At 64.0% G+C, this 24,914-nt stretch carries 22 protein-coding genes, 3 tRNA genes and 1 pseudogene; 11 read left to right on the top strand and 15 right to left on the bottom strand.

What is annotated here, in order from left to right; translation table 11 throughout:
- Positions 1–45 precede the first annotated feature (45 nt).
- Positions 46–1,902 (top strand): tyrosine-type recombinase/integrase, encoded by a 1,857-nt coding sequence (locus PO78_RS04055; protein ID WP_052484355.1) that lies wholly within the window; start codon positions 46–48, stop codon positions 1,900–1,902.
- Here the strand turns inward: PO78_RS04055 and PO78_RS04050 are convergent.
- Positions 1,899–2,582, bottom strand: a complete 684-nt coding sequence (locus tag PO78_RS04050) for a LysR family substrate-binding domain-containing protein (RefSeq protein WP_052484356.1) — start codon at positions 2,580–2,582, stop codon at positions 1,899–1,901. The genes PO78_RS04055 and PO78_RS04050 overlap by 4 nt on opposite strands.
- Positions 2,583–2,676: 94 nt before the next feature.
- Here PO78_RS04050 and PO78_RS04045 point away from each other — a divergent pair, with 94 nt between their 5' ends.
- From PO78_RS04045 to PO78_RS04020, 6 genes are all read left to right on the top strand, one after another.
- Positions 2,677–2,976 (top strand): helix-turn-helix domain-containing protein, encoded by a 300-nt coding sequence (locus PO78_RS04045; protein ID WP_043742187.1) that lies wholly within the window; start codon positions 2,677–2,679, stop codon positions 2,974–2,976.
- Between the two features lie 174 nt (positions 2,977–3,150).
- The gene (locus tag PO78_RS04040) at positions 3,151–4,236 is read left to right on the top strand and encodes a hypothetical protein (protein ID WP_043742190.1); all 1,086 of its coding nucleotides are present in this window, start codon (positions 3,151–3,153) and stop codon (positions 4,234–4,236) included.
- Positions 4,236–5,132, top strand: coding sequence for a hypothetical protein (locus PO78_RS04035; protein WP_043742193.1), 897 nt, complete (start codon positions 4,236–4,238; stop codon positions 5,130–5,132). The genes PO78_RS04040 and PO78_RS04035 overlap by 1 nt, the downstream gene beginning before the upstream one ends.
- A gap of 74 nt (positions 5,133–5,206) precedes the next feature.
- Positions 5,207–6,418 (top strand): ABC-three component system protein, encoded by a 1,212-nt coding sequence (locus tag PO78_RS04030; protein ID WP_043742196.1) that lies wholly within the window; start codon positions 5,207–5,209, stop codon positions 6,416–6,418.
- Entirely contained in the window at positions 6,415–6,891 is a 477-nt protein-coding gene (locus PO78_RS04025) for a three component ABC system middle component (RefSeq protein ID WP_043742199.1), read from the top strand. The genes PO78_RS04030 and PO78_RS04025 overlap by 4 nt, the downstream gene beginning before the upstream one ends.
- On the top strand, positions 6,888–8,921 hold the full coding sequence (locus PO78_RS04020; protein WP_043742215.1) for a DUF3732 domain-containing protein: 2,034 nt from the start codon (positions 6,888–6,890) through the stop codon (positions 8,919–8,921). Before PO78_RS04025 ends, PO78_RS04020 begins: the two co-directional genes overlap by 4 nt.
- A gap of 117 nt (positions 8,922–9,038) precedes the next feature.
- On the opposite strand, the gene mobH is transcribed toward PO78_RS04020, so the two are convergent.
- Complete coding sequence (mobH, locus tag PO78_RS04015; protein ID WP_043742214.1) at positions 9,039–10,859, bottom strand: MobH family relaxase; 1,821 nt, start codon at positions 10,857–10,859, stop codon at positions 9,039–9,041.
- 358 nt (positions 10,860–11,217) lie between these two features.
- Between mobH and PO78_RS04010 the strand changes: the two genes are divergently transcribed.
- Genes PO78_RS04010 through PO78_RS04000 form a run of 3 tightly spaced genes read left to right on the top strand, consistent with a single transcriptional unit; the run spans position 11,218 to position 12,391 of the window.
- The gene (locus PO78_RS04010) at positions 11,218–11,535 is read left to right on the top strand and encodes a type II toxin-antitoxin system PrlF family antitoxin (protein WP_043742212.1); all 318 of its coding nucleotides are present in this window, start codon (positions 11,218–11,220) and stop codon (positions 11,533–11,535) included.
- A complete protein-coding gene (locus PO78_RS04005; RefSeq protein ID WP_043742210.1) occupies positions 11,535–11,993 on the top strand; it encodes a type II toxin-antitoxin system YhaV family toxin in 459 nt (152 codons plus the stop codon). Before PO78_RS04010 ends, PO78_RS04005 begins: the two co-directional genes overlap by 1 nt.
- 29 nt (positions 11,994–12,022) lie before the next feature.
- Positions 12,023–12,391, top strand: a complete 369-nt coding sequence (locus PO78_RS04000; protein ID WP_043742208.1) for a DUF3742 family protein — start codon at positions 12,023–12,025, stop codon at positions 12,389–12,391.
- 14 nt (positions 12,392–12,405) lie between these two features.
- On the opposite strand, the gene PO78_RS03995 is transcribed toward PO78_RS04000, so the two are convergent.
- The 9 genes and pseudogenes from PO78_RS03995 to PO78_RS03955 all read right to left on the bottom strand — a co-directional run bounded on the left by PO78_RS03995 (position 12,406) and on the right by PO78_RS03955 (position 21,633).
- Positions 12,406–13,923, bottom strand: coding sequence for a conjugal transfer protein TraG N-terminal domain-containing protein (locus tag PO78_RS03995; protein ID WP_043742206.1), 1,518 nt, complete (start codon positions 13,921–13,923; stop codon positions 12,406–12,408).
- 13 nt (positions 13,924–13,936) lie between these two features.
- A complete protein-coding gene (locus tag PO78_RS03990; RefSeq protein WP_043742204.1) occupies positions 13,937–14,287 on the bottom strand; it encodes a hypothetical protein in 351 nt (116 codons plus the stop codon).
- Positions 14,284–15,690: an integrating conjugative element protein gene (locus PO78_RS03985; RefSeq protein WP_043742202.1), complete on the bottom strand. Its 1,407-nt coding sequence runs from the start codon at positions 15,688–15,690 to the stop codon at positions 14,284–14,286. The genes PO78_RS03990 and PO78_RS03985 overlap by 4 nt, the downstream gene beginning before the upstream one ends.
- 10 nt (positions 15,691–15,700) lie before the next feature.
- Positions 15,701–16,462 (bottom strand): annotated as a pseudogene (locus PO78_RS03980) (TIGR03756 family integrating conjugative element protein); the annotation flags it as partial.
- 956 nt (positions 16,463–17,418) lie between these two features.
- Entirely contained in the window at positions 17,419–17,895 is a 477-nt protein-coding gene (locus PO78_RS03975; protein ID WP_043742199.1) for a three component ABC system middle component, read from the bottom strand.
- Positions 17,892–19,103 carry an ABC-three component system protein gene (locus tag PO78_RS03970; RefSeq protein ID WP_043742196.1) on the bottom strand — a complete coding sequence of 404 codons (1,212 nt, stop codon included), beginning with the start codon at positions 19,101–19,103 and terminating at the stop codon, positions 17,892–17,894. The genes PO78_RS03975 and PO78_RS03970 overlap by 4 nt, the downstream gene beginning before the upstream one ends.
- A 74-nt stretch (positions 19,104–19,177) precedes the next feature.
- Positions 19,178–20,074, bottom strand: a complete 897-nt coding sequence (locus PO78_RS03965) for a hypothetical protein (protein WP_043742193.1) — start codon at positions 20,072–20,074, stop codon at positions 19,178–19,180.
- A complete protein-coding gene (locus tag PO78_RS03960; protein WP_043742190.1) occupies positions 20,074–21,159 on the bottom strand; it encodes a hypothetical protein in 1,086 nt (361 codons plus the stop codon). Before PO78_RS03960 ends, PO78_RS03965 begins: the two co-directional genes overlap by 1 nt.
- Before the next feature lie 174 nt (positions 21,160–21,333).
- Positions 21,334–21,633 (bottom strand): helix-turn-helix domain-containing protein, encoded by a 300-nt coding sequence (locus PO78_RS03955; RefSeq protein ID WP_043742187.1) that lies wholly within the window; start codon positions 21,631–21,633, stop codon positions 21,334–21,336.
- 94 nt (positions 21,634–21,727) lie between these two features.
- Here PO78_RS03955 and PO78_RS03950 point away from each other — a divergent pair, with 94 nt between their 5' ends.
- A complete protein-coding gene (locus PO78_RS03950; protein WP_052484356.1) occupies positions 21,728–22,411 on the top strand; it encodes a LysR family substrate-binding domain-containing protein in 684 nt (227 codons plus the stop codon).
- Here the strand turns inward: PO78_RS03950 and PO78_RS03945 are convergent.
- The 4 genes from PO78_RS03945 to PO78_RS03930 form a co-directional block, all read right to left on the bottom strand.
- The gene (locus PO78_RS03945) at positions 22,408–24,264 is read right to left on the bottom strand and encodes a tyrosine-type recombinase/integrase (RefSeq protein WP_052484355.1); all 1,857 of its coding nucleotides are present in this window, start codon (positions 24,262–24,264) and stop codon (positions 22,408–22,410) included. The genes PO78_RS03950 and PO78_RS03945 overlap by 4 nt on opposite strands.
- 227 nt (positions 24,265–24,491) lie before the next feature.
- A tRNA-Gly gene (locus tag PO78_RS03940) sits at positions 24,492–24,567 on the bottom strand.
- Positions 24,568–24,639: 72 nt separating this feature from the next.
- Positions 24,640–24,713: transfer RNA gene (locus PO78_RS03935), tRNA-Cys, on the bottom strand.
- 72 nt (positions 24,714–24,785) lie between these two features.
- Positions 24,786–24,861, bottom strand: a tRNA-Gly gene (locus tag PO78_RS03930).
- Positions 24,862–24,914 lie beyond the last annotated feature (53 nt).

The following is a 24,914-nucleotide window of genomic DNA, read 5'->3' as shown; positions in this document are numbered from 1 at the left end:
TGGCGGTACATCTCTCCTCAATCCAACGAGACGGGGAGATGTACGATGCCTCTCACAGACACAGCAATCCGTCTGGCCAAACCCACCGGCAGGGACTACACGCTCAAGGACGGGGACGGCCTGGCGCTCTTCGTCGGCGCCAGCGGGGCGAAGAACTGGCACTTCCGCTTTTCCTGGGCCGGCAAGCAACCCCGCATCTCGCTGGGCACCTACCCCGAGATCAGCCTCAAGGAAGCCCGCGAACTCAGGGATCAAGCCCGCGCGCTCGTCGCCAAGGGCGTCGACCCCCGCATCCACCGTCGGCAGGAACGCAAGGCGGCGCTCCTCGCCGCCTCCAACACCTTCGAGGCGGTATTTCGATCCTGGCGCGACTTCAAGGCGCTGAGCCTCAAGGCCGGGCGCCAAAGCACCCTGTCGCAGGTCGACCGCATCTTCAAGAAGGACCTGCTGCCGACGCTGGGCCCGCAATCCATCTTTGAGATCACGCGCGCCGATTTGCTGGAGGTCCTGCGCAAGATCGAGCGTCGCGGCGCACACACGACCGCCGAGAAGTGCCGGACCTGGTTCAACCAGCTCTTCCGCTACGCGATGGTCGAGGTCGAGCTGCAGAGCAACCCGGCGGCGGATCTCGACATCGTGGCGATGCCGAAGCTGCGCGTGAAGCACAACCCCTTTCTGCGCATGGAACAGCTCCCGGCGTTCCTGGTGAAGCTGCGCCACTATGGCGGCGATCTCAACACGCAACTGGGATTGCGCCTGCTGTTGCTCACCGGCGTGCGTACCGGCGAACTGCGCTCCGCGGTGCCGGAGCAGTTCGATCTCGAGCGCAGCCTTTGGATCGTTCCCCCGGAGAACGTGAAGCAACTGCAGGAGCAGATGCGCAAGAAGAACAAGGACTGCACGGAGATTCCGCCCTACCTGGTGCCACTGCCTCGGCAGGCTGTTGCGATCGTACGGGAACTGCTCCGCGCCAAGTCCCCAGCCCAGCGCTACCTGCTGCCACACCGCAGCAAGCCTAGGGAGCGCATCAGCGAGAACACCCTCAACGCCGCGCTCAAGCGCATGGGCTACAAGGACCAGCTCACGGGCCACGGTATCCGGGCGACGGTCTCGACCGCACTCAACGAGTTGGGCTACCACAAGGACTGGGTGGAGGCGCAGCTTTCCCATGCCGACACCAATCAGATTCGGGCGAGCTACAACCACGCCGAGTACGTGGAGCAGCGCCGGGCCATGATGCAGGACTGGGCGGACCGCTTGGACCAGTGGGAGATGCAAGGCCTGCAGGCCGATCCGGAGATGGCGCCCTCGATGCCGCGGGACCGTCGGCTGCCGCCCGTTCCCGCCGTCGAGCCCCTTCCGATCCGCGACGGTCATGTGGAGAGCGCACCCGCCGAGGTGGCGGCAGGCGAGGGCGATGAGTTGGAGAGATCCCCGGTGCTCACGCTCGTCGCGCGCAAGGATCAGCGTCCTCAGCCGGTCTTGACCGACATCCAGCGCGAACGGGCCCTGGTGCTGGCGACCTTCGAGTCGCCCCACAACCTCCCGCTGCCGGCGTTCGCCAAGCTGGTGGGCAAGTCGCGCCATCAGATCAACCGAGACATCCAGGCCCGTCGCCTGCTGTCGCTCAGCATGGGCAACCGGGGGCAGCGCATTCCGGACTGGCAGCTGGATCCGGTGCGCCAGGACTTCACTCGTGCCGTCCTGGCGCGCGTCGGCGACCTCGACAGCTGGATGTTATATCGCGCCCTGTGCGAGCCGGTGGATGCGCTGGGCGGACTGTCCCCGCTGGAGGCGGTGGTCGCCGGCGCCGCCCGCGACGCCATGCATGCGGTGCTTGGCGTCCTGGGTCTGCTCGGCGAGCCAGAACGCGCGGTGACGGCACTGAGGCAGGTGGTCTAGTGCGAATCCGGTGATGACGCCCCGTCCAGATCGCCCATGCGCATCGAACCGACGCGCATGGCGCGCCGGGCGAACCGGGACACGCTGTCGCTGGCTTCGGCTTTCGGCCGCAGCAGGTAGGTGATCAACTGCGGCGATAGCCCGGCCAGCGGTCGCATCACCACGCCGAGCGGGCGATAGGCCACGATCTGTGTGGCCGGCGCCAAGCCGGTGCCGTAGCCTGCAGCCACGAGGGTCATCATCAAGGCGGAGGACGCGACGCGCTCGGCCACGATTGGGGCGTCGGTCACGTCGTGAAGGATGCGATCGACTTGCCGATGGATGCCCGTGCAGGCTGTCGGATCCCATAACACCATCGGGTAGCGCAGCGCCTCGGGCAACGGGATGTGCGTGTAGGCGAGGAGGGGAGAGCGCGCCGGCACTGCGAGCGCAAGCGGCTCCCGCCAGATGGGCTCGGCAGTCAATCCGCTGCGCTCCTCTCCTGACGTTGCCAACCCGACATCGTACAAGCCAGTCAGCAAGCCCTCGATTTGGCGACCAAGGATGGCTTCGGAGAGCGAAAGCTCAACGTCCGGCTCCTCGCTGCGTTGATGGGCCAGAAGATGAGCCAGTGGTGGCTGAACACCGGCATCGCTGATGGCAAGCCGGAGCCTGGAGGCGCCGGGAGCATGCGTCGACATTGGCATCGTCCAAGTGGATGATCTCCCGGAGATTAGCATTAGTGAGTTAAATTTAACGTGGTTTAAGATGTACTGATCTTCGACGCTTCTGCCGATGCAGAAGCGTCCGATACAACGCGGCCGTCCGGCCGGCTCCACCTCTTTCGAAGCTGAGCCCGCGCTCGCCTTTGGCGCCGCCGTGCGGGAGGCCCGGACCGCTCAAGGTATGGCCCAGGAGACGCTCGCACATCGTGCCGGGATCGAACGATCCCACATGGGCAAGATCGAGCGTGGGGAACACATGCCGACTCTGGCCTTGATCTTCCGAATCGCGCGAGCGTTGGGGTGCAGTGCGACGACGCTGATGGCGGAGACCGAGCAGAAGCTCGGAGAGCTCAAAGACGGGCAAGGATGATGGCGCAGTGGCGGGTTGGTTCAAAGCCGGAAATCCGCACTTCCTGACGGAGCGCAGGCTCAGCCTTGACGCGCACGCTGGGGCAGGGCGAGATTCACTGAGCAGCGAATATTCACTCTGAGTCGAACATTCGGTATAGTGCCGTTATTCGCTGTACAGGGAATAACGGCTGCCATGTTCCAGTCCCGCGCTATTGAACGCGTCCTCATCGAGCAGTTCCTGGAGTCGCTCCGGGGGCTGCCGGGGGTGCGCGCCGAGCCAGATGCGCTGGATTCTGCCGCCGAGATCGCTGATCGGGGATTCGATGCCAAGGTCGACCTGAGTGTCGCGGGCAAGTCGCTCGTCCTGCTACTAGAGATCAAGAAAGCCGTCTATCCCCGGGATGTACGCCAACTGCTTTGGCAGCTCAAGGCCCTGAATCTGGGACAGTACGTCGCCGATGCGCAGTCCCTGCTCCTGGCTGAGTCCATCTCCCCCGGCGCTAAGGAACTGCTTAGGGCCGAGCACGTTGGCTACTACGACAGCGGAGGAAGCCTGTTTCTGTCGGCTCCAGGCGCTTACATCTACATCGACAAGCCGCCCCCGAAGCCATTGGAGAAGTCGGTGCGCTCGCTGTTCTCCGGGCGACGCGCGCAGGTGTTGCACGCACTTCTGGTTCATCACGAGGACTGGTTCGGTGTCACCGAGGTAGCCGAACAGGCCCACGTCGCGCCATCGACCGCTTCGGATGTGCTGACCGAGTTGGACAAGTTCGACTGGCTTGTGTCGCGCGGGCAGGGGCCCGGCAAGGAACGCCATCTGCGCGAACCTGGTGCGCTGCTCGACGCCTGGGGCAAACAAGTCGCTTCCTCTCGCTCGCCGGCACTGCGTCGCTACTACGTGCCCGGTTTGAAGGCTGACGCTCTGATCGAACGGCTCGGGCAAGTCTTTGACGCGCACCGGGTCGACTATGCGGTGAGCTACGAAGCCGCAGCCCAGCGCTATGCACCGTTCCTGTCCGGCATCTCGCAGGTTCGCACATGGATGCTGCCCGGCTCCGCTGCTGACGCGGCGATAGCCGAACTGGATGCACGCGTCGTGAGCGAAGGCGCCAACCTCGCGGTCATCGAAACGAAGTCGGCTGGGGAGTTGCTGTTCCGCCAGCAGGTCGGCGGCGTCTGGCTGGCAAGCCCCATCCAGATCTATCTCGATCTGTTGCGCGGAGAAGGTCGCGCCAAAGAGATGGCCGAACATCTCCGCAGGGAAAAGATCGGTTTCTGATGGCCAAGCCCAAGACACTCGATTGCTACAGCGACCAGTACACGCAGGACTGCGAACGTGTCCTCGTGACGCTGCTGCGTGGGCTTGGACCTTGGAAAGAGTCGGTCTATCTCGTCGGCGGTCTCACACCCCGGTATTTGGTGAGGGCGCGGCCACCCGTCGTACCGGCGCACGCCGGAACGCTGGATGTCGATATCGTGATCGACCTGCAGATCCTCGCCGACACTGAGGCGTATCACACGCTCGAAGACAACCTGAGGAAGATGGGCTTCGAGCGTGCCGAGAACGACAAGCGGCAGAAGCTCTCCTGGCGCTGGCAAACCCGCACCGAACACGGTGCCCTCATGGTGCTGGAACTCCTGGCGGATGCGCCGGAGATCGCTGGCGGCAAGGTGCAGCCGCTCCCAACCGATGGCACGATCTCGGCCCTCAACATTCCGCATTCGTCCATTGTCTTCGACCTGCATCAGATCAGCGAGATCGAGGCGGAACTGCTTGGGGGCGATGGCATTGCCGTCGAGAGGATCAAGCATGCCAACCTGGTCAGCTTCACTTGCCTGAAGGCATTTGCCTTCGACCAGCGCTTCGAGCGAAAGGACGCGCACGACCTGATTTACTGCATCGAGCATGCACCCGATGGAGGCGAGGCGGTCGCTGAGGCGTTCAGAAAGGAGCGTGAAGGGAAGCACGGCGAGGTGGTCAAGAGCGCACTTGCCATTCTGCGGTCCCGGTTTGCGCAGGTTGGCGGGACCGAGGGCTATCGCAAGGATGGGCCCGTCGCGGTGGCCAAGTTCGAGTTGGGCGAGAGCGACGAGCCGGGGCAGCGCGAGGCGCGAGCCTTGAGGCAGCGGCAAGCGAGCGATGTCATCGATCGGCTCCTCATCCGGATCGGCTAATGGGAGAGGGTGGCATGAATTTTCCGGCAGACATCAGAGGGTGCGCGCCGCGGGGTAGTGCAAGAAAGGGGCCGATGACAGAGCACGGATCTTTGACCCATGCCGCCGAAGGCGCGGCGCTCGGCTTCTACTTTCAGTCGCTCCATGCGCTGCGTGGCATCCTGGAGCAGCCCCATGACGACGCCGCCGTGTGCCTCGAGCGGCTCGACGACGTGGAATTCGTCTCGAACGGCGAGCCGCTTTTGGTGCAGCTCAAGCACTCGATGAGCGAGAAACCGGCTGCTGTGACGCTGGCCTCGCGTGCGCTCTGGCGCACGTTCAAGGCATGGATCGACGTGCTGCCGAAGGTGGTTCTGGAGGCAACGCGATTCCAGCTTGTTACGGTGGCATCTCTTGATGCCGAAGGCGTCCTGGGGAGTTTGCTCACGGAGTCCGCCGATCGCGAATCCCTGCATGTCAAACTGCTGCAGGAGGCGCGAAGGGTTGTGGACGCGCACGAGGCGGCTAAGCACGCTGGAACCCCACCCCATGCGGATAGAGTAGGAGGCTGCATGGCATTCCTCCAACTTGACGAAGACACGAGGCGCTCCCTGCTGTCCAAAATCACCGTGCGGCCGGGCAGCAGCAATATCACGGCCATCAGTGGTGAAATTGCGGACTGCCTGGTGAATTTCCCGCCGCAACAGCGCCCTGTCCTCTGCACGCGCCTCATTGAGTGGTGGGACCTGCAGGTCATCTTCACCCTGTGCGGCAAACGGGAGCGTTTCATTACCAAGCTCGAGGTCCAACTGAAGATTGCCGAACTCGCCGGAGAAATTGAGCGCGACGAGCTACTGCCGGATTTCGAGACGGCTCTGTTGCCCACGGACCATGTTCCGGATTCCATGCTCACGCGCCAGATCGAGCTGGTAGGTGGAACTCCCAGTGATGTGCGGCTAGCCGTTCGTGAAGAATGGCGGGCGCGCTCGCAGCGGCACAAGTGGATATCGGAGCGCCTTGACATGGCATCGCGCATCGTCAAGTACGACAGCTTGCTTCAGGAGAGGTGGCAGGATAAGCACGAGCGAATGTGCGAGGAGTGCGGCGAAGAGGAGGAAACTCACAAACGCCAGTGCGGGCACCAACTTCTGCGCTGGTCTTATGACCTCGCGCACACCGAGGTGCGACCCTTCGCCCCCAACTGGAGTGCGACCTACTATGTGCGCGGCAGCTATCAGGTGTTGGCCATCGACTTGCTGGTCGGCTGGCATCCGGACTTCAGGAGGCTTCTGGGGTCCAACTCATGAACCGCGCGCACGACATCTATGCAGAGACAAACCCAGCGTACTGCGCTGCCGTGCTCGCTCAGTTCTGCGCGTCGCATAACGAGCACCGGGGGCGAGCCCCAGCGCTTGCTGTGGCCTATCTGGTGCTCCCCATCGTGCTGTCCGAGGATCTCGCCGAAACCTTCGACAAGTGTGTCAAGAGCACGGGTCTTCTCGTGTGGCTGGATCGTAGTCCGCGCATACGAGTTGGCTTGTCCGGGCGCGTGAACGCCACTTTGCCGGTGTCCACGGAGGCCATTCGCTTTGGGTGTATCGCCGGACTGCTGCGCTTGGAAGGCGAGGGGGCTATCGCCTCGTCGCACAGAAAACTGCCTGCGGCGGTTTCATCCGGTGTCGCTGGTCCGGCGCTGAAGCGAGCGCGGCTACTGGGTTCCTGGTTTGCCGAAGCCGGGTCTGCGCGCGCCGTGATGGAGGCTATGGGAGTATCAGTATGACGCGATGGAATATTGCACGTATCTTCTACCTCGGGATCGAAGGAGCGTTCCGAGAGATCGAGTTGGACGCCGGCAAGGTCAATGTGATCGCGGGTGCGTCGGGCACAGGCAAGTCCGCCGTGATCAAGACGCTGGATTACTGCCTGGGCTCTTCGAGCTGCGAACTGCCGGTATACGTACGACGACACTGTGTCGCAGTGGGGGTCAAGTGGGTGCGCGGGGCTGACGAGCTGATCTCCTGCCGTCTCGTGCCGCCAGTTGGGCAGCGCAGCAGCGATCACATGTACGTGACGACGGGGCGCGGCTTGTCAGTCCCTCGCTTGGTGGAACAGTTCGAGGGTCGGACCAATGTGGAGGCGGCCAAGACCCGGCTGGAGGAGGCATTCGGGATCGGTGACGTTGGTCAGCCAGATTCAACGGTGCCGGGACGGGAATCGCGTGATCGCGCGACGGTACGCCACGTTACGCCGTATGTGTTTGTGACGAAGGAGGTCATCGACAGCGAGACGGTACTGCTTCATGGGCTGGATGACAGGCGCAAGGCCGGCCACATCATCGCGACTCTACCGTATTTCCTTGGCGTGGTGACGGAGTCGACGGCCGCAGATGAGCGCCGGCTGAGGCAGGCGCGCAAGGCGTTAGACATTGAGGTCGCGCGAGAGAACGCGCGCAGGTCCAATGAGAGCTTGGTGAAGCAGCGCATGCGCATCCTGCTGACCGAGGCGAGCCAGATTGGATTGGCCGCTGCCCCATTCGAACAGGCCGACGAGTTCGAGTTGCTGGCGATGCTGCGAAGCGCGATGTCCTCAGATGCGAAGGCGATGCAGTATCCTAGCGAGGGGGAACTGGATGCGTTGCATGAACGCCGCCAGTCGGTGCTGTCAGAGCTGAACCAGACCAAGCGCAGGCACCGGGCGATGATGACTGCGGCTCAGGAATCGCTTAGCTATCAGGATGCGGTGGCCAAGCAGCACGACAAGCTGCACATCGCAGAACACTTAAATCTGTTGGAGGTTCCCTCGACCTGTCCGATATGCCAGTCGGACACCACGGCTGGTGCGTCCGCGGCGTTGGCGCTCAAGCGTTCCCTGGAAACGATCCGCGCCGAGGCCAGCGAGGTCGGCCGTATCCGACCGCAACTCGACGCTTCGGTAAGTATGCTCGCGGAACGGATACAGACCCTGAGCTCCCAACTGCGGGAACTGGATGCGCGCATTGCTTCGGCCCTGAGTCAAATCCAGGAGGGCAGGCGCCTTACTGATCTGGCGCAGGCCCAGGCGTATTTCCGAGGCAAAGCTAGCTTCTTCCTGGAAACGCTAGACGACCAGCTGCTGCGTCCTGGGAAGGACCTGAGTGCGTTGCGCGAGGAGATCGCGGAACTGGAAACACGCCTGGACAACGACAGCCGGCGCGTACGTCTCCAGCGCGCCGAAGCGGACGTGTCGCGATTCGCTTCCGAGGCTTTTGCGGATCTACCGAAAGTGGAGCCGTGTGTCGATGCGGAACTGCAGTTTTCCTCCAGGGTGCCACAAGTGAGCATCGTTGAGCCGGGACCCGGCGGCGCCATTCTGTCCATGGCTGATCTGGGCTCAGATCAGAACTGGCTGGCGGTCCATGTTGCATTGGCGTTCGGTTTTCAGCGCTTTTTCGAGAAAGAACAACGCCCCGTGCCGGGACTGCTCGTGCTGGACCAACTCAGCCGCCCGTACTTCCCGAACAAGGGCGAGGAAGAGAAGGCCGTCGTGGTCGGCAGCGTTGAAGACGATGATCCGGAGGCAGGTGCTGACCGTGCGGGGCGCGACGTGATTGCCATCAGCGAGGGGGACGAGGATTTCCAAGCCATGCGCCAGCACATCGACTTCCTGTTCAGTCAGGTCGAGGCGCGCAAGGGGCTGCAGGTGTTGCTGCTGGAGCATGCATACTTTAAAGACGATCCTCGCTACGTGGCGGCGACGAAGGCGCGCTGGACCCGTGCGTCCGGGGAGGCGTTGATTCCGAAACACTGGAAACGGCGACCGAACTCTAGATGATGAAGCTCGCGGGAGTCGGCTGCCCAACTCTCCGAGGACGCCCTGTCCCCGGACCGAGACGCGCAGGTCATGGGCGGCGCGGCCTGTTGATGTCGGAGTGGCGTAGGCCGAATGCTGTCACATCAGTTGCAAGTAGGGATTGTTGGGCGGAACGTCGCTGAATAGCCGCTCAGGGTCGGAGAGAAGATAGCCATGCAGCCTCCGCGACTTGCGCGGCCCCGTCACCTCGCAGGTCCAGATGTTCAGGCCGTTGGGCTGTTTTCGGTGTACTTGCAGGCGTTCGAAACGCTTCTGCACCCATTGCCAGTCGGCGAGTTCGGCTTCCTTGGCCTGTTTCGCCACCATGGGGTGCTCCTGCGCGTAGCGCTGGAACACGCCGGGGCTGACCAGATAGGCGGTGTCGGCCACGGTGTGCACCAGGGCCTTGGCATCGTTGATGATGAGCTTGCGGGTGTGGATGCCGTGCCGCAGCCAGGCGATGAAATGCTCGCCGGAGGGCTCGATCGTGGACGGGACCATCACTTCCGAGGCGATCGACGGCACGTCGGCAGGTGCGGTCGCTGCTGCTAGGGGTGGCGGGGCGAGTGGCTCGGTACCGGCCGAGGTGTTGGGTGAGGGGGGCGCGAACGACATGGGCGGCTCATCGAGCATTTCCAGCAGGCCGGAAAACGGATCCGCCGGAACGATGTCAGGAGTGACGGTCACGGGAGCGGCATCGACTGCGGCGGCATCAGCGGTCACGGTGGTCGGCGTCGCCGGCGGTGGGCCGGCCTCGGGCGATGCCTCATCCTGTTCGATGCGCACCGTTCCCGCGAACGGCGCCGGCCGCTCGCCGGCATCCCAGATCAGCGCCGGCGCCAGCTTGAGGAAGGTGAAGCTGTGCGACCACCCAGCGTCGCTCGTGACGGTGGCCTTCCAGATGGCCTTGCCGTCCCCAGTCGGCTGCACGATGCCGTGATCCTGCAGCACGTTGAACACCGCCGTGTTGTTCGACGGGATGCCTTCGATGCCCTGCGACAGCAGGTGGGCGCGCAGCTTGTCGGAGACGGTCTTGCTGACCAGCCACAAGGCATCCTGGGTCAGCCAGCCATCCGAGGCTTGCGGCTGGTTCAGCTTGAACTCCTCGCGCAGGAGGAAGCGCAGGCCGTCGAGGAGCTTGCGCTGCAGTGCATGCTTCGGGGCGGCCATCGCCTTCGCAGGGTCGCCGCCGAGTTCATGGGCGACCGATGCCTGGTCGGCCTGCACGACCAGTTCGCCGAGTGTGCCGGCGTGTTCGTACTGTCCGGCCAGTACGAACAGCAGTGCTGACCACAGATCGGGATAGAGGCTGAGCCAGTCGAAGATGTTCGGGTCGAGCACCCGGGCGTAGAGAAGCCCGGTCGCGGCGCCATGCAGCCGATATTCGCGCTCCTGGCGGTAGCGGAAGCGGTACGGCCGCTGCAACGGGCCGTGCCAGGGGTGCCAGATCGTGCCGTCTGCGTACTCCACATGCAGATCCACGGTAATCTTGCCGATGTCGTGTAGAAGAGCGGCGTAGGCGGTGCCGGCGGTCCAGGCTTCCGCCTGGGCGGCCTGGGCCTCCGGCGTGGTGCCGGCAGGCAGCAGGTGCGACTGCCGCAGCTTGAGCGCGTAGGCGACGATCTCCATACCGTGGTCCAGCATGCCGCCCGGATAGGCGTGGTGATGCGCTTCCGAGGCGGGAAACTGCTGGACCAGTTCGGCGTAGCGTTCCAGCGGTGCGAGGTAGAGCGTGGCGAACTGTCGCCGGGAGAGCGAGGTGCGCTGCCAGATGTGCTCCAGCAGTTTCTGGCGCCGCGGCGTGGCCAGCAGTGCCGCCGCCGACTGCGGCCGCGTCAGCCCTTTGGACGCATCGGCAGGGCCGGACGACGAGGTACCAGTCGATGGTGGCGTCTTTTTGCGCTGGAACAGCGTGAGCATGGTGGCGATCCCTGTGGTCGTGGCGGGAAGGAGGGTCTTTTGGCCTTTTGGCCTTTTCGGGTAGGGCCTTTCCCCTTGCTCCCCTTCCATTGCCCCTTCCCAGCCTTTCCACCCCTACCGGAACCGTTTGGGTATATGACAGCCACGCTCGTCCAACTACAGCCAATGCGGTGTTGGCCCTTTCCGGATTGAGGGCGGAAGGCTGGCTGTGCCGCGCCTACGATGAGATCTTTCTCACTGCAGGCCCGACATCATGCTCGACGCGCTGAAACAGGATATGTCCGGACGTGCGCCGGTTGACGTAGTAAGGAATTATCCTTACATTGAAGGTGTCGCTACTGAGAGCAGGAGTTTGGCCATGTCCAGCATCCACGAACTCGCCACACTTACGTCAAAGGGACAGATCACCCTACCCAAGTCGATCCGGCAGGCGCTGGGCGTCGATACCGGCGGCAAGGTGGCATTCGAGCTGCGCGGCGGCGAAGTCGTCGTCACGCGCGCCGAGTTCGAACACGAAGATCCGGCGATCGGTGCATTCCTGGGGCTGCTGGAAGCCGACATCCGCGCCGGAAGGCACCTGCAGTCCTTGCCGGACGATCTCGTCCGCGCGATGTTGGCGAATGCCGGCCACGCCGTGAACCTCGATGAAGAGATCGATGGGGAAGTGGCGCTCTGATGGAGTGTCACGGCTGGACGCTGCTGTTCCACGAGGGTGTGGTCGAGCAGTTGCGCAAACTGCACGCGGCGGCGCAGCGGGCGGAGCGGAATGACCCACGGGGGTTCGCAGGCAACGCCAACGTCAAGTTGTTCCGCGCGCTGAGCCAGTTGATCATGGACGGTGTGCCGAGCGATCCGGCACGCGACGAGTTCCGTCAGGGCAACACCCTGGGACCTGCGTACCGGCATTGGCGACGTGCGAAGATCGGACGGCGGTTCCGCCTGTTCTTCCGCTATGACTCCAAGGCGAAGGTGATCGTCTACGCCTGGGTCAACGACGAGCAGACCCTGCGGTCGGCGGGCAGCAAGTCCGATCCGTATGCGGTCTTCGAGAAGATGCTGGGGCGGGGCAATCCGCCCGACGATTGGAACGCGTTGATGGCAGCCAGCCAGCAGGATTGGAGCAAAACGGAATAACTGGATCACGCATGTAGCAGGTGAGGCCCATGACCACGAAAACCCGTCCAGGTAATGCAGAGCGCCTCGGCCGCTGGCTGGGCGGGTTGTGGCGTGGGTTCATGCGTCAAGAACGAGGTGTGTCCGGTTGGCTGATTGCGCGAGGCATGCCAGCAGGTAGCGCCACGGCGCTGCTGTGGATCGTCAAGCTGGCCGTGCTTGGAGCACTGCTGTACGCCGCGTTCTGGATCGCGCTGCTGCTGGTGTTTGTCGTAGCTGCCGCTTGGACGGCTGGGCAAACCTCCACAGATCGCGAGGACGAGCATTCGTTCACGACGCTGGAGACACTCAGGAAGAAACCTGGGTATGACCCGAACCTCTACAACGACACATCGCACGAGATGTACGAGGAGGATTAAGGCCCAGGGCCTCCCTACTTCAGTTTGCTCGAGACTGCTCCAGCGCCTTTTCCGCCGGCGTTGCTTGCTCCTTTGGTGGCTTCCGAGAAGCTGTTTGCGATGGTTCCTGCGCGGATTCCAGCCCATGTAAGGGCTCCAATCCAGAACGCTGGCAGCACGATAAACATCGCCGCCATCACGAAGTTGAGCAGCATGTCCCCGAAGGCGTTGTCGAGCCCGATCAGCGGATCGAAGTTGGCGTGCGGCCGGTTCCAGCCGAAGCCCGAGCCATAGAGCGCATCGAGGATCGTCGAGTCGATCCAGCGCGCGAGTTGGAACCAGAAGTCCACGAAGAACAGCGCAAACTGCACCACGCTCACGGTGACCACGGTCTTGAGGTCGTAGGTGCCGATCAGCAGCACCATCGGGATGCAGATCACCAACGCCATCTTGAGCAGGGCCAGCACCATGGGCAGGGCCTGGCGCACCACGTCCATCGCCGGGAAGTAGCCCAGGGACCCGATGGTCAAGCCGACGTCGCCGGCGGCGCGGGTGACGACGTTGGACACGGTCATGTCGACCTGCCCGCCGTAGTCCGAATAGATCGCGCCACGGTTGAGCTTTTGCTGGCGCGGCGATGCGATCGCGCGGATCACCGAGTCGCCCACCTCGGCCTGGCTCAGGAAACCCGCCCAGCCCGCCAGCCGCGTCAGCAAGCCGGGATCGACCTGGGCGAGCAGCCGCGCCCGCAGGCCGTGGCCGCCATCGGACCACCACTGCTCGCAAGTCGGATAGCCGCCTCCGCTGGGCACCTCGGCCAGCCCGGCATCACGGGCGCTGTCGTAGGGCCAGGCGTCGCGTGGCGTCCTGGAGCGGTAGCTGTCGTAGAAGCCCGGGGTGCCGACGAAGTAGTTCGAGCCGATCCAGGTCACGTCGTGCATCTGCTCTTCGTTCAGGTTCGGCCGGGTCATGAACAGCCTGGCGCGCGCCGGCCCGTAGCAGTCGCGGGTGAAGTCGCTCACCTCCTGGGCCAGCACCGGGTCGTCGATGCGGGTGGCGTCGATGTCCATGCGGATCTGCCGCAGGTCCGTGCCGCACGGGATCGCCGTCACCGAGGCACCGGTGACGGCGCGCGAGATCGCGTGCATCGCGAACCACCACACCGGTACCTTGGCCGACTGGTCGTTGATCGTGCTGAAGGACTGAGACCAGCCCGTGTCGGTCGGCTCCGGTACATTCACCTGGCACTGCGCCGAGCGCGAGCGGTCGTAACGGATCGTGTTGAAATCGACGTCAATGAACGGAATGCCGGCGAACATGATGACCGCGATGGCGACGAACACGCGGTTCTCGATGCGGGCAGAGGACAGGACGCCCTTGTTGCCTTCGTCCGCGCCTTCCGCGCGAGCCCTCAGCCACTCCTGGATCACGATGGCGAGGAACGGGATGGCGAACACGCCGCTGGCGACCAGCACCGCCCAGATGCCGTTGTGGACGATCCACGAGACCAGCGTCAGGTAGTACTCGAGGTAATCGGTCGTAAGGAGCGTCATCGCGAACCCCGCATCACGCGGCCTGCATCAGCAGACTTGCTTCCAGCGCGACCACGGCAACGACGGCCGCGATCTCCACGCGCAGCAATCGCTGTCCGGCGACCGCGTCCGGCTCCCGCACGCGCAGGCGCCGGCGCATCCACAGCCAGCCCCACACGGTCACGCCGTACAGCAGCAGCCGCCAGACTAGAAAGACGCCGGCGTGGGCATCCATCCAGCGCTGCCAGCCCTCGATGCCGCCGGCGATCCTGATGCCGAGCATATTGACGGCAACGGCCGCGATCAGCAGCGGCACGGTCCACAGCAGTGCCAGGCCCACGCGCCGGTTGAACAGCCAGCGCAGGCGCCACCATCCCGCGCTCACGGGTTGCTCCCGCCGGACGGCGGCCGCTGCAGCTCGTCGAGCCGGTTGCGCACCGGGTCACCCTCGTAGACGCCACGCGAACCGGCCGCGCGCGTGCCGTGGCGCTGGATGATCGCCATCGGAGAGTTGTTCGCCAACTCGCGGCGCAGTTCCAGCTCCGTCTTGAGGTTGTGGATCTCGCGGTCGAGGATGTCGCTCTCGTTGGTGACGGCCTTCTGGGCCAGTTCGTTGGCGGCCACGTTGGGCTCCTTGCGGCCGGTGAGCAGCGTGCGCTGCAGCAGCAGGGCCTTCTCCAGCACGCTGGCGAGCGCGACCTCCGAGGCCAGGCGTCGCGCCAGGAGGTCCTGGTCGGGCTCGTCGCGCAGCGCCTCGATCACGCCGCGCGTGACCGGCAGCGAGGCGCTGCCGGCGGCCTGCAGGTTGTCGAAGCCGGTGGGGCGGCTGCCGGCCACCAGTTCCTGCAGGACCTCCAGCTTGTCCTCGTACGCCTCCTGGATCAGCGGGGTCAGGCCCACGCCCGGCGTGGTCACGGTCTTGGTGCAGGCATCGCAGGTGCGCTGCTCCTGTTCACCCAGCACGCGCACCGCCCAGGCCGCGGCGGCATCGGGCGAGCTCCAGGTCTGGCAGGCCAGGTTGCCACTGCAACTGGACGGCGCGATCGAGCTGGTGTCGGTGACGCTGCGGCCGTTGATGAGGTTGTAACCGGCGCGGGTGACGTCGCCGACCACGCGCACCGGGGGCTGGCCGGCGCCGCCGGCGTTGTCGCCGCCCACCCAGGGCACGCCGTTGTTGCCCCGGTTCGCCTCGGCCTCGTCGATCGCCGACACGGCATCGGTGCTGGCAACCGACTGCTTCAGCGCCATGCCCTCGGCGAGTTGGTCCCAGCCGAGTTGGCCGCCGGCCATGTCGGCCATGCGGTTGGCGATGGCGCGGCAGGTCAGCTTGCTGCGGTCGAAATCGAGCCGTGCCTGCAGCACGCCGTTGGTCAGCAGGTTGTAGAGCCCCGGATCGGCACGCTGGATGATCAGCGCCGGCAGCGACGCCACGGCTGCGGTGGCGTTCTGGATCACCGAGGACATGATGGCCTGGAAGCCGTTGGTGATGCCGTTCAGCTGGTTCTGCAGCGTCGTGGTGATGCTCATGTCGCCGCAGATCAGGTTGCTGTTCCAGCCCACGCCGACGCCGATGGAGTGCATGTTGGCCGCACCGCCCATCGACACCGCGCGGCCGCCGCCGATGCTGTAGAGCACGTCGTCGCCGATGACGCTGCCCTGGTGCTGCACGCCGCTGCGGGTCTGCGCCCAAGCGACGCCAGCCGCCGCGATCGTTGCCGCGCAGATGAGCGCGATGGCCAGGATGTGGGGCCTGGCCTGCTGGGCGAGGCGGGATAGGAGTGCTTTCATCGGACACGCCTCACATGAAATCCACACTGCCGAGGAAGACCTGCCCCCGGCGCCGGCAGCAGCTATAGGGCCGCCACAGCGCCCAGGCGTAGTCGCCCTGCCGGGCCTGCACGCGCGTGTTTCCGTGCGGGAACACCGCACAGGTGTTCGAGAGGGTCGGCGTCAGCTCCTGCCACTTGCCCGTCGAGGCATCGGTTTCCATCAGCGCGCCGGCAGGCCAGTAGCCGTCGCGCGCACTGGCGAGCAGCGGTTGGTAGACATGGATCTGGCCGCGACGGGTCACGATGTCGCCCGCGCGCTGCGCCACCACGGCGCCGCTCTTGTAGTCGTCCACCTGGTGCATGAAGCCGCCGCGTGGATAGACGTTGCCCCACAGGTTCAGGGCCGTGCGCGTGCCGATCTCGCGCAGGCCGGGGATCAGCGCCTCCGGGTACAGCGATTCGGGGACGTTATAGCGCCACGCCAGCGTGTCGAGCGTGCTCAGCAGGTAGGGCATGAACGCCGTGCCGGCCCCCGCGCAGGTGTAGCCGGAGGCGCTGGCGAACTGGCTGAACACCATCCCGGCCGGATGGCCGATGACATCGGCGTTCTTGAACTTGGCGAGGTTGTTCTCGTTGTCGTGATTGGTCGTGCCGTCACCGCCAGCCTTGGCGGTCGGGTTGGGCATGCTCATCGCCCTGACTTCCAGCCACGGGTTTTCGCCGGTGTTCGAGTAGCTCGACACCACCGCATCGGGGACGTAGTGGCGCACCTTGACGGAGGTGCGAACCGCATCCTGATAGCTAAGCGATTCCTGAGCCGCAGTCATCATCGCCCGGTGCCTGCGCTTGGTCTGGTTCAGCTCTGACAGCACCGACTGGCGGCGTTCATGCAACGCATCCAGTTCCCCCTCGCTAGGATACTGCATCGCCTTCGCATCTGAGGACATCGCGCTTCGCAGCATCGCCAGCAACTCGAACTCGTCGGCCTGTTCGAATGGGGCAGCGGCCAATCCAATCTGGCTCGCCTCGGTCAGCAGGATGCGCATGCGCTGCTTCACCAAGCTCTCATTGGACCTGCGCGCGTTCTCTCGCGCGACCTCAATGTCTAACGCCTTGCGCGCCTGCCTCAGCCGGCGCTCATCTGCGGCCGTCGACTCCGTCACCACGCCAAGGAAATACGGTAGAGTCGCGATGATGTGGCCGGCCTTGCGCCTGTCATCCAGCCCATGAAGCAGTACCGTCTCGCTGTCGATGACCTCCTTCGTCACAAACACATACGGCGTAACGTGGCGTACCGTCGCGCGATCACGCGATTCCCGTCCCGGCACCGTTGAATCTGGCTGACCAACGTCACCGATCCCGAATGCCTCCTCCAGCCGGGTCTTGGCCGCCTCCACATTGGTCCGACCCTCGAACTGTTCCACCAAGCGAGGGACTGACAAGCCGCGCCCCGTCGTCACGTACATGTGATCGCTGCTGCGCTGCCCAACTGGCGGCACGAGACGGCAGGAGATCAGCTCGTCAGCCCCGCGCACCCACTTGACCCCCACTGCGACACAGTGTCGTCGTACGTATACCGGCAGTTCGCAGCTCGAAGAGCCCAGGCAGTAATCCAGCGTCTTGATCACGGCGGACTTGCCTGTGCCCGACGCACCCGCGATCACATTGACCTTGCCGGCGTCCAACTCGATCTCTCGGAACGCTCCTTCGATCCCGAGGTAGAAGATACGTGCAATATTCCATCGCGTCATACTGATACTCCCATAGCCTCCATCACGGCGCGCGCAGACCCGGCTTCGGCAAACCAGGAACCCAGTAGCCGCGCTCGCTTCAGCGCCGGACCAGCGACACCGGATGAAACCGCCGCAGGCAGTTTTCTGTGCGACGAGGCGATAGCCCCCTCGCCTTCCAAGCGCAGCAGTCCGGCGATACACCCAAAGCGAATGGCCTCCGTGGACACCGGCAAAGTGGCGTTCACGCGCCCGGACAAGCCAACTCGTATGCGCGGACTACGATCCAGCCACACGAGAAGACCCGTGCTCTTGACACACTTGTCGAAGGTTTCGGCGAGATCCTCGGACAGCACGATGGGGAGCACCAGATAGGCCACAGCAAGCGCTGGGGCTCGCCCCCGGTGCTCGTTATGCGACGCGCAGAACTGAGCGAGCACGGCAGCGCAGTACGCTGGGTTTGTCTCTGCATAGATGTCGTGCGCGCGGTTCATGAGTTGGACCCCAGAAGCCTCCTGAAGTCCGGATGCCAGCCGACCAGCAAGTCGATGGCCAACACCTGATAGCTGCCGCGCACATAGTAGGTCGCACTCCAGTTGGGGGCGAAGGGTCGCACCTCGGTGTGCGCGAGGTCATAAGACCAGCGCAGAAGTTGGTGCCCGCACTGGCGTTTGTGAGTTTCCTCCTCTTCGCCGCACTCCTCGCACATTCGCTCGTGCTTATCCTGCCACCTCTCCTGAAGCAAGCTGTCGTACTTGACGATGCGCGATGCCATGTCAAGGCGCTCCGATATCCACTTGTGCCGCTGCGAGCGCGCCCGCCATTCTTCACGAACGGCTAGCCGCACATCACTGGGAGTTCCACCTACCAGCTCGATCTGGCGCGTGAGCATGGAATCCGGAACATGGTCCGTGGGCAACAGAGCCGTCTCGAAATCCGGCAGTAGCTCGTCGCGCTCAATTTCTCCGGCGAGTTCGGCAATCTTCAGTTGGACCTCGAGCTTGGTAATGAAACGCTCCCGTTTGCCGCACAGGGTGAAGATGACCTGCAGGTCCCACCACTCAATGAGGCGCGTGCAGAGGACAGGGCGCTGTTGCGGCGGGAAATTCACCAGGCAGTCCGCAATTTCACCACTGATGGCCGTGATATTGCTGCTGCCCGGCCGCACGGTGATTTTGGACAGCAGGGAGCGCCTCGTGTCTTCGTCAAGTTGGAGGAATGCCATGCAGCCTCCTACTCTATCCGCATGGGGTGGGGTTCCAGCGTGCTTAGCCGCCTCGTGCGCGTCCACAACCCTTCGCGCCTCCTGCAGCAGTTTGACATGCAGGGATTCGCGATCGGCGGACTCCGTGAGCAAACTCCCCAGGACGCCTTCGGCATCAAGAGATGCCACCGTAACAAGCTGGAATCGCGTTGCCTCCAGAACCACCTTCGGCAGCACGTCGATCCATGCCTTGAACGTGCGCCAGAGCGCACGCGAGGCCAGCGTCACAGCAGCCGGTTTCTCGCTCATCGAGTGCTTGAGCTGCACCAAAAGCGGCTCGCCGTTCGAGACGAATTCCACGTCGTCGAGCCGCTCGAGGCACACGGCGGCGTCGTCATGGGGCTGCTCCAGGATGCCACGCAGCGCATGGAGCGACTGAAAGTAGAAGCCGAGCGCCGCGCCTTCGGCGGCATGGGTCAAAGATCCGTGCTCTGTCATCGGCCCCTTTCTTGCACTACCCCGCGGCGCGCACCCTCTGATGTCTGCCGGAAAATTCATGCCACCCTCTCCCATTAGCCGATCCGGATGAGGAGCCGATCGATGACATCGCTCGCTTGCCGCTGCCTCAAGGCTCGCGCCTCGCGCTGCCCCGGCTCGTCGCTCTCGCCCAACTCGAACTTGGCCACCGCGACGGGCCCATCCTTGCGATAGCCCTCGGTCCCGCCAACCTGCGCAAACCGGGACCGCAGAATGGCAAGTGCGCTCTTGACCACCTCGCCGTGCTTCCCTTCACGCTCCTTTCTGAACGCCTCAGCGACCGCCTCGCCTCCATCGGGTGCATGCTCGATGCAGTAAATCAGGTCGTGCGCGTCCTTTCGCTCGAAGCGCTGGTCGAAGGCAAATGCCTTCAGGCAAGTGAAGCTGACCAGGTTGGCATGCTTGATCCTCTCGACGGCAATGCCATCGCCCCCAAGCAGTTCCGCCTCGATCTCGCTGATCTGATGCAGGTCGAAGACAATGGACGAATGCGGAATGTTGAGGGCCGAGATCGTGCCATCGGTTGGGAGCGGCTGCACCTTGCCGCCAGCGATCTCCGGCGCATCCGCCAGGAGTTCCAGCACCATGAGGGCACCGTGTTCGGTGCGGGTTTGCCAGCGCCAGGAGAGCTTCTGCCGCTTGTCGTTCTCGGCACGCTCGAAGCCCATCTTCCTCAGGTTGTCTTCGAGCGTGTGATACGCCTCAGTGTCGGCGAGGATCTGCAGGTCGATCACGATATCGACATCCAGCGTTCCGGCGTGCGCCGGTACGACGGGTGGCCGCGCCCTCACCAAATACCGGGGTGTGAGACCGCCGACGAGATAGACCGACTCTTTCCAAGGTCCAAGCCCACGCAGCAGCGTCACGAGGACACGTTCGCAGTCCTGCGTGTACTGGTCGCTGTAGCAATCGAGTGTCTTGGGCTTGGCCATCAGAAACCGATCTTTTCCCTGCGGAGATGTTCGGCCATCTCTTTGGCGCGACCTTCTCCGCGCAACAGATCGAGATAGATCTGGATGGGGCTTGCCAGCCAGACGCCGCCGACCTGCTGGCGGAACAGCAACTCCCCAGCCGACTTCGTTTCGATGACCGCGAGGTTGGCGCCTTCGCTCACGACGCGTGCATCCAGTTCGGCTATCGCCGCGTCAGCAGCGGAGCCGGGCAGCATCCATGTGCGAACCTGCGAGATGCCGGACAGGAACGGTGCATAGCGCTGGGCTGCGGCTTCGTAGCTCACCGCATAGTCGACCCGGTGCGCGTCAAAGACTTGCCCGAGCCGTTCGATCAGAGCGTCAGCCTTCAAACCGGGCACGTAGTAGCGACGCAGTGCCGGCGAGCGAGAGGAAGCGACTTGTTTGCCCCAGGCGTCGAGCAGCGCACCAGGTTCGCGCAGATGGCGTTCCTTGCCGGGCCCCTGCCCGCGCGACACAAGCCAGTCGAACTTGTCCAACTCGGTCAGCACATCCGAAGCGGTCGATGGCGCGACGTGGGCCTGTTCGGCTACCTCGGTGACACCGAACCAGTCCTCGTGATGAACCAGAAGTGCGTGCAACACCTGCGCGCGTCGCCCGGAGAACAGCGAGCGCACCGACTTCTCCAATGGCTTCGGGGGCGGCTTGTCGATGTAGATGTAAGCGCCTGGAGCCGACAGAAACAGGCTTCCTCCGCTGTCGTAGTAGCCAACGTGCTCGGCCCTAAGCAGTTCCTTAGCGCCGGGGGAGATGGACTCAGCCAGGAGCAGGGACTGCGCATCGGCGACGTACTGTCCCAGATTCAGGGCCTTGAGCTGCCAAAGCAGTTGGCGTACATCCCGGGGATAGACGGCTTTCTTGATCTCTAGTAGCAGGACGAGCGACTTGCCCGCGACACTCAGGTCGACCTTGGCATCGAATCCCCGATCAGCGATCTCGGCGGCAGAATCCAGCGCATCTGGCTCGGCGCGCACCCCCGGCAGCCCCCGGAGCGACTCCAGGAACTGCTCGATGAGGACGCGTTCAATAGCGCGGGACTGGAACATGGCAGCCGTTATTCCCTGTACAGCGAATAACGGCACTATACCGAATGTTCGACTCAGAGTGAATATTCGCTGCTCAGTGAATCTCGCCCTGCCCCAGCGTGCGCGTCAAGGCTGAGCCTGCGCTCCGTCAGGAAGTGCGGATTTCCGGCTTTGAACCAACCCGCCACTGCGCCATCATCCTTGCCCGTCTTTGAGCTCTCCGAGCTTCTGCTCGGTCTCCGCCATCAGCGTCGTCGCACTGCACCCCAACGCTCGCGCGATTCGGAAGATCAAGGCCAGAGTCGGCATGTGTTCCCCACGCTCGATCTTGCCCATGTGGGATCGTTCGATCCCGGCACGATGTGCGAGCGTCTCCTGGGCCATACCTTGAGCGGTCCGGGCCTCCCGCACGGCGGCGCCAAAGGCGAGCGCGGGCTCAGCTTCGAAAGAGGTGGAGCCGGCCGGACGGCCGCGTTGTATCGGACGCTTCTGCATCGGCAGAAGCGTCGAAGATCAGTACATCTTAAACCACGTTAAATTTAACTCACTAATGCTAATCTCCGGGAGATCATCCACTTGGACGATGCCAATGTCGACGCATGCTCCCGGCGCCTCCAGGCTCCGGCTTGCCATCAGCGATGCCGGTGTTCAGCCACCACTGGCTCATCTTCTGGCCCATCAACGCAGCGAGGAGCCGGACGTTGAGCTTTCGCTCTCCGAAGCCATCCTTGGTCGCCAAATCGAGGGCTTGCTGACTGGCTTGTACGATGTCGGGTTGGCAACGTCAGGAGAGGAGCGCAGCGGATTGACTGCCGAGCCCATCTGGCGGGAGCCGCTTGCGCTCGCAGTGCCGGCGCGCTCTCCCCTCCTCGCCTACACGCACATCCCGTTGCCCGAGGCGCTGCGCTACCCGATGGTGTTATGGGATCCGACAGCCTGCACGGGCATCCATCGGCAAGTCGATCGCATCCTTCACGACGTGACCGACGCCCCAATCGTGGCCGAGCGCGTCGCGTCCTCCGCCTTGATGATGACCCTCGTGGCTGCAGGCTACGGCACCGGCTTGGCGCCGGCCACACAGATCGTGGCCTATCGCCCGCTCGGCGTGGTGATGCGACCGCTGGCCGGGCTATCGCCGCAGTTGATCACCTACCTGCTGCGGCCGAAAGCCGAAGCCAGCGACAGCGTGTCCCGGTTCGCCCGGCGCGCCATGCGCGTCGGTTCGATGCGCATGGGCGATCTGGACGGGGCGTCATCACCGGATTCGCACTAGACCACCTGCCTCAGTGCCGTCACCGCGCGTTCTGGCTCGCCGAGCAGACCCAGGACGCCAAGCACCGCATGCATGGCGTCGCGGGCGGCGCCGGCGACCACCGCCTCCAGCGGGGACAGTCCGCCCAGCGCATCCACCGGCTCGCACAGGGCGCGATATAACATCCAGCTGTCGAGGTCGCCGACGCGCGCCAGGACGGCACGAGTGAAGTCCTGGCGCACCGGATCCAGCTGCCAGTCCGGAATGCGCTGCCCCCGGTTGCCCATGCTGAGCGACAGCAGGCGACGGGCCTGGATGTCTCGGTTGATCTGATGGCGCGACTTGCCCACCAGCTTGGCGAACGCCGGCAGCGGGAGGTTGTGGGGCGACTCGAAGGTCGCCAGCACCAGGGCCCGTTCGCGCTGGATGTCGGTCAAGACCGGCTGAGGACGCTGATCCTTGCGCGCGACGAGCGTGAGCACCGGGGATCTCTCCAACTCATCGCCCTCGCCTGCCGCCACCTCGGCGGGTGCGCTCTCCACATGACCGTCGCGGATCGGAAGGGGCTCGACGGCGGGAACGGGCGGCAGCCGACGGTCCCGCGGCATCGAGGGCGCCATCTCCGGATCGGCCTGCAGGCCTTGCATCTCCCACTGGTCCAAGCGGTCCGCCCAGTCCTGCATCATGGCCCGGCGCTGCTCCACGTACTCGGCGTGGTTGTAGCTCGCCCGAATCTGATTGGTGTCGGCATGGGAAAGCTGCGCCTCCACCCAGTCCTTGTGGTAGCCCAACTCGTTGAGTGCGGTCGAGACCGTCGCCCGGATACCGTGGCCCGTGAGCTGGTCCTTGTAGCCCATGCGCTTGAGCGCGGCGTTGAGGGTGTTCTCGCTGATGCGCTCCCTAGGCTTGCTGCGGTGTGGCAGCAGGTAGCGCTGGGCTGGGGACTTGGCGCGGAGCAGTTCCCGTACGATCGCAACAGCCTGCCGAGGCAGTGGCACCAGGTAGGGCGGAATCTCCGTGCAGTCCTTGTTCTTCTTGCGCATCTGCTCCTGCAGTTGCTTCACGTTCTCCGGGGGAACGATCCAAAGGCTGCGCTCGAGATCGAACTGCTCCGGCACCGCGGAGCGCAGTTCGCCGGTACGCACGCCGGTGAGCAACAGCAGGCGCAATCCCAGTTGCGTGTTGAGATCGCCGCCATAGTGGCGCAGCTTCACCAGGAACGCCGGGAGCTGTTCCATGCGCAGAAAGGGGTTGTGCTTCACGCGCAGCTTCGGCATCGCCACGATGTCGAGATCCGCCGCCGGGTTGCTCTGCAGCTCGACCTCGACCATCGCGTAGCGGAAGAGCTGGTTGAACCAGGTCCGGCACTTCTCGGCGGTCGTGTGTGCGCCGCGACGCTCGATCTTGCGCAGGACCTCCAGCAAATCGGCGCGCGTGATCTCAAAGATGGATTGCGGGCCCAGCGTCGGCAGCAGGTCCTTCTTGAAGATGCGGTCGACCTGCGACAGGGTGCTTTGGCGCCCGGCCTTGAGGCTCAGCGCCTTGAAGTCGCGCCAGGATCGAAATACCGCCTCGAAGGTGTTGGAGGCGGCGAGGAGCGCCGCCTTGCGTTCCTGCCGACGGTGGATGCGGGGGTCGACGCCCTTGGCGACGAGCGCGCGGGCTTGATCCCTGAGTTCGCGGGCTTCCTTGAGGCTGATCTCGGGGTAGGTGCCCAGCGAGATGCGGGGTTGCTTGCCGGCCCAGGAAAAGCGGAAGTGCCAGTTCTTCGCCCCGCTGGCGCCGACGAAGAGCGCCAGGCCGTCCCCGTCCTTGAGCGTGTAGTCCCTGCCGGTGGGTTTGGCCAGACGGATTGCTGTGTCTGTGAGAGGCATCGTACATCTCCCCGTCTCGTTGGATTGAGGAGAGATGTACCGCCAGCAGCGGGACCACACCCGGAGGAAACCGAACCGCCGCTCGCCCCGATTGATGTACTGGAAAATGTACTAAAAATCCGTGGCTGGGGGTGGCTTCCAGCGGACGCCGCTGGAATGAAAAAAGGGACCGAAGTCCCTTTTTTCAACCACTTGCGGAATTCAGTGGAACTCCGAAGCAGTGCATCTGGAGCGGGAAACGAGTCTCGAACTCGCGACCTCAACCTTGGCAAGGTTGCGCTCTACCAACTGAGCTATTCCCGCTTTGACGACAGGGCGCAAATTCTAGCTTCTTTTGCACCGCATCGCAATACTTCTTTACAACTTTTTTACTACTGGAGGCGCGACTCGGAATCGAACCGGGGTACACGGCTTTGCAGGCCGCTGCATAACCACTCTGCCATCGCGCCACAACCGTTTCGGCCAGCTGCCCCAATGCCCCGGGGCCACTTGGCTGGGCACTGCCCAGCCTGCGAATTCTTTGGAGCGGGAAACGAGTCTCGAACTCGCGACCTCAACCTTGGCAAGGTTGCGCTCTACCAACTGAGCTATTCCCGCCCGGGAAAGACCGCCATTATAGACACAATTCTTAGCTCGTCAACCCCTATCTG

The organism is Thauera sp. SWB20, assembly GCF_000831325.1.
GTDB lineage: Bacteria > Pseudomonadota > Gammaproteobacteria > Burkholderiales > Rhodocyclaceae > Thauera > Thauera aminoaromatica.
This window is presented reverse-complemented; position numbering and strand designations above follow the sequence as displayed.

Excerpts from the sequence above, each read along its gene's own strand:
- PO78_RS04010 (WP_043742212.1), top strand. The coding sequence starts at position 11,218 with ATGTCCAGCATCCACGAACTCGCCACACTTACGTCAAAGGGACAGATC.
- PO78_RS04005 (WP_043742210.1), top strand. The coding sequence starts at position 11,535 with ATGGAGTGTCACGGCTGGACGCTGCTGTTCCACGAGGGTGTGGTCGAG.
- PO78_RS04040 (WP_043742190.1), top strand. The coding sequence starts at position 3,151 with ATGTTCCAGTCCCGCGCTATTGAACGCGTCCTCATCGAGCAGTTCCTG.
- PO78_RS03955 (WP_043742187.1), bottom strand. The coding sequence starts at position 21,633 with ATGCAGAAGCGTCCGATACAACGCGGCCGTCCGGCCGGCTCCACCTCT.
- PO78_RS03985 (WP_043742202.1), bottom strand. The coding sequence starts at position 15,690 with ATGAAAGCACTCCTATCCCGCCTCGCCCAGCAGGCCAGGCCCCACATC.
- PO78_RS04025 (WP_043742199.1), top strand. The coding sequence starts at position 6,415 with ATGAACCGCGCGCACGACATCTATGCAGAGACAAACCCAGCGTACTGC.
- PO78_RS03950 (WP_052484356.1), top strand. The coding sequence starts at position 21,728 with ATGTCGACGCATGCTCCCGGCGCCTCCAGGCTCCGGCTTGCCATCAGC.
- PO78_RS04000 (WP_043742208.1), top strand. The coding sequence starts at position 12,023 with ATGACCACGAAAACCCGTCCAGGTAATGCAGAGCGCCTCGGCCGCTGG.
- PO78_RS04035 (WP_043742193.1), top strand. The coding sequence starts at position 4,236 with ATGGCCAAGCCCAAGACACTCGATTGCTACAGCGACCAGTACACGCAG.
- PO78_RS04055 (WP_052484355.1), top strand. The coding sequence starts at position 46 with ATGCCTCTCACAGACACAGCAATCCGTCTGGCCAAACCCACCGGCAGG.
- mobH (WP_043742214.1), bottom strand. The coding sequence starts at position 10,859 with ATGCTCACGCTGTTCCAGCGCAAAAAGACGCCACCATCGACTGGTACC.
- PO78_RS03970 (WP_043742196.1), bottom strand. The coding sequence starts at position 19,103 with ATGACAGAGCACGGATCTTTGACCCATGCCGCCGAAGGCGCGGCGCTC.
- PO78_RS03975 (WP_043742199.1), bottom strand. The coding sequence starts at position 17,895 with ATGAACCGCGCGCACGACATCTATGCAGAGACAAACCCAGCGTACTGC.
- PO78_RS04020 (WP_043742215.1), top strand. The coding sequence starts at position 6,888 with ATGACGCGATGGAATATTGCACGTATCTTCTACCTCGGGATCGAAGGA.
- PO78_RS03960 (WP_043742190.1), bottom strand. The coding sequence starts at position 21,159 with ATGTTCCAGTCCCGCGCTATTGAACGCGTCCTCATCGAGCAGTTCCTG.
- PO78_RS04030 (WP_043742196.1), top strand. The coding sequence starts at position 5,207 with ATGACAGAGCACGGATCTTTGACCCATGCCGCCGAAGGCGCGGCGCTC.
- PO78_RS03995 (WP_043742206.1), bottom strand. The coding sequence starts at position 13,923 with ATGACGCTCCTTACGACCGATTACCTCGAGTACTACCTGACGCTGGTC.
- PO78_RS04045 (WP_043742187.1), top strand. The coding sequence starts at position 2,677 with ATGCAGAAGCGTCCGATACAACGCGGCCGTCCGGCCGGCTCCACCTCT.
- PO78_RS04050 (WP_052484356.1), bottom strand. The coding sequence starts at position 2,582 with ATGTCGACGCATGCTCCCGGCGCCTCCAGGCTCCGGCTTGCCATCAGC.
- PO78_RS03965 (WP_043742193.1), bottom strand. The coding sequence starts at position 20,074 with ATGGCCAAGCCCAAGACACTCGATTGCTACAGCGACCAGTACACGCAG.
- PO78_RS03945 (WP_052484355.1), bottom strand. The coding sequence starts at position 24,264 with ATGCCTCTCACAGACACAGCAATCCGTCTGGCCAAACCCACCGGCAGG.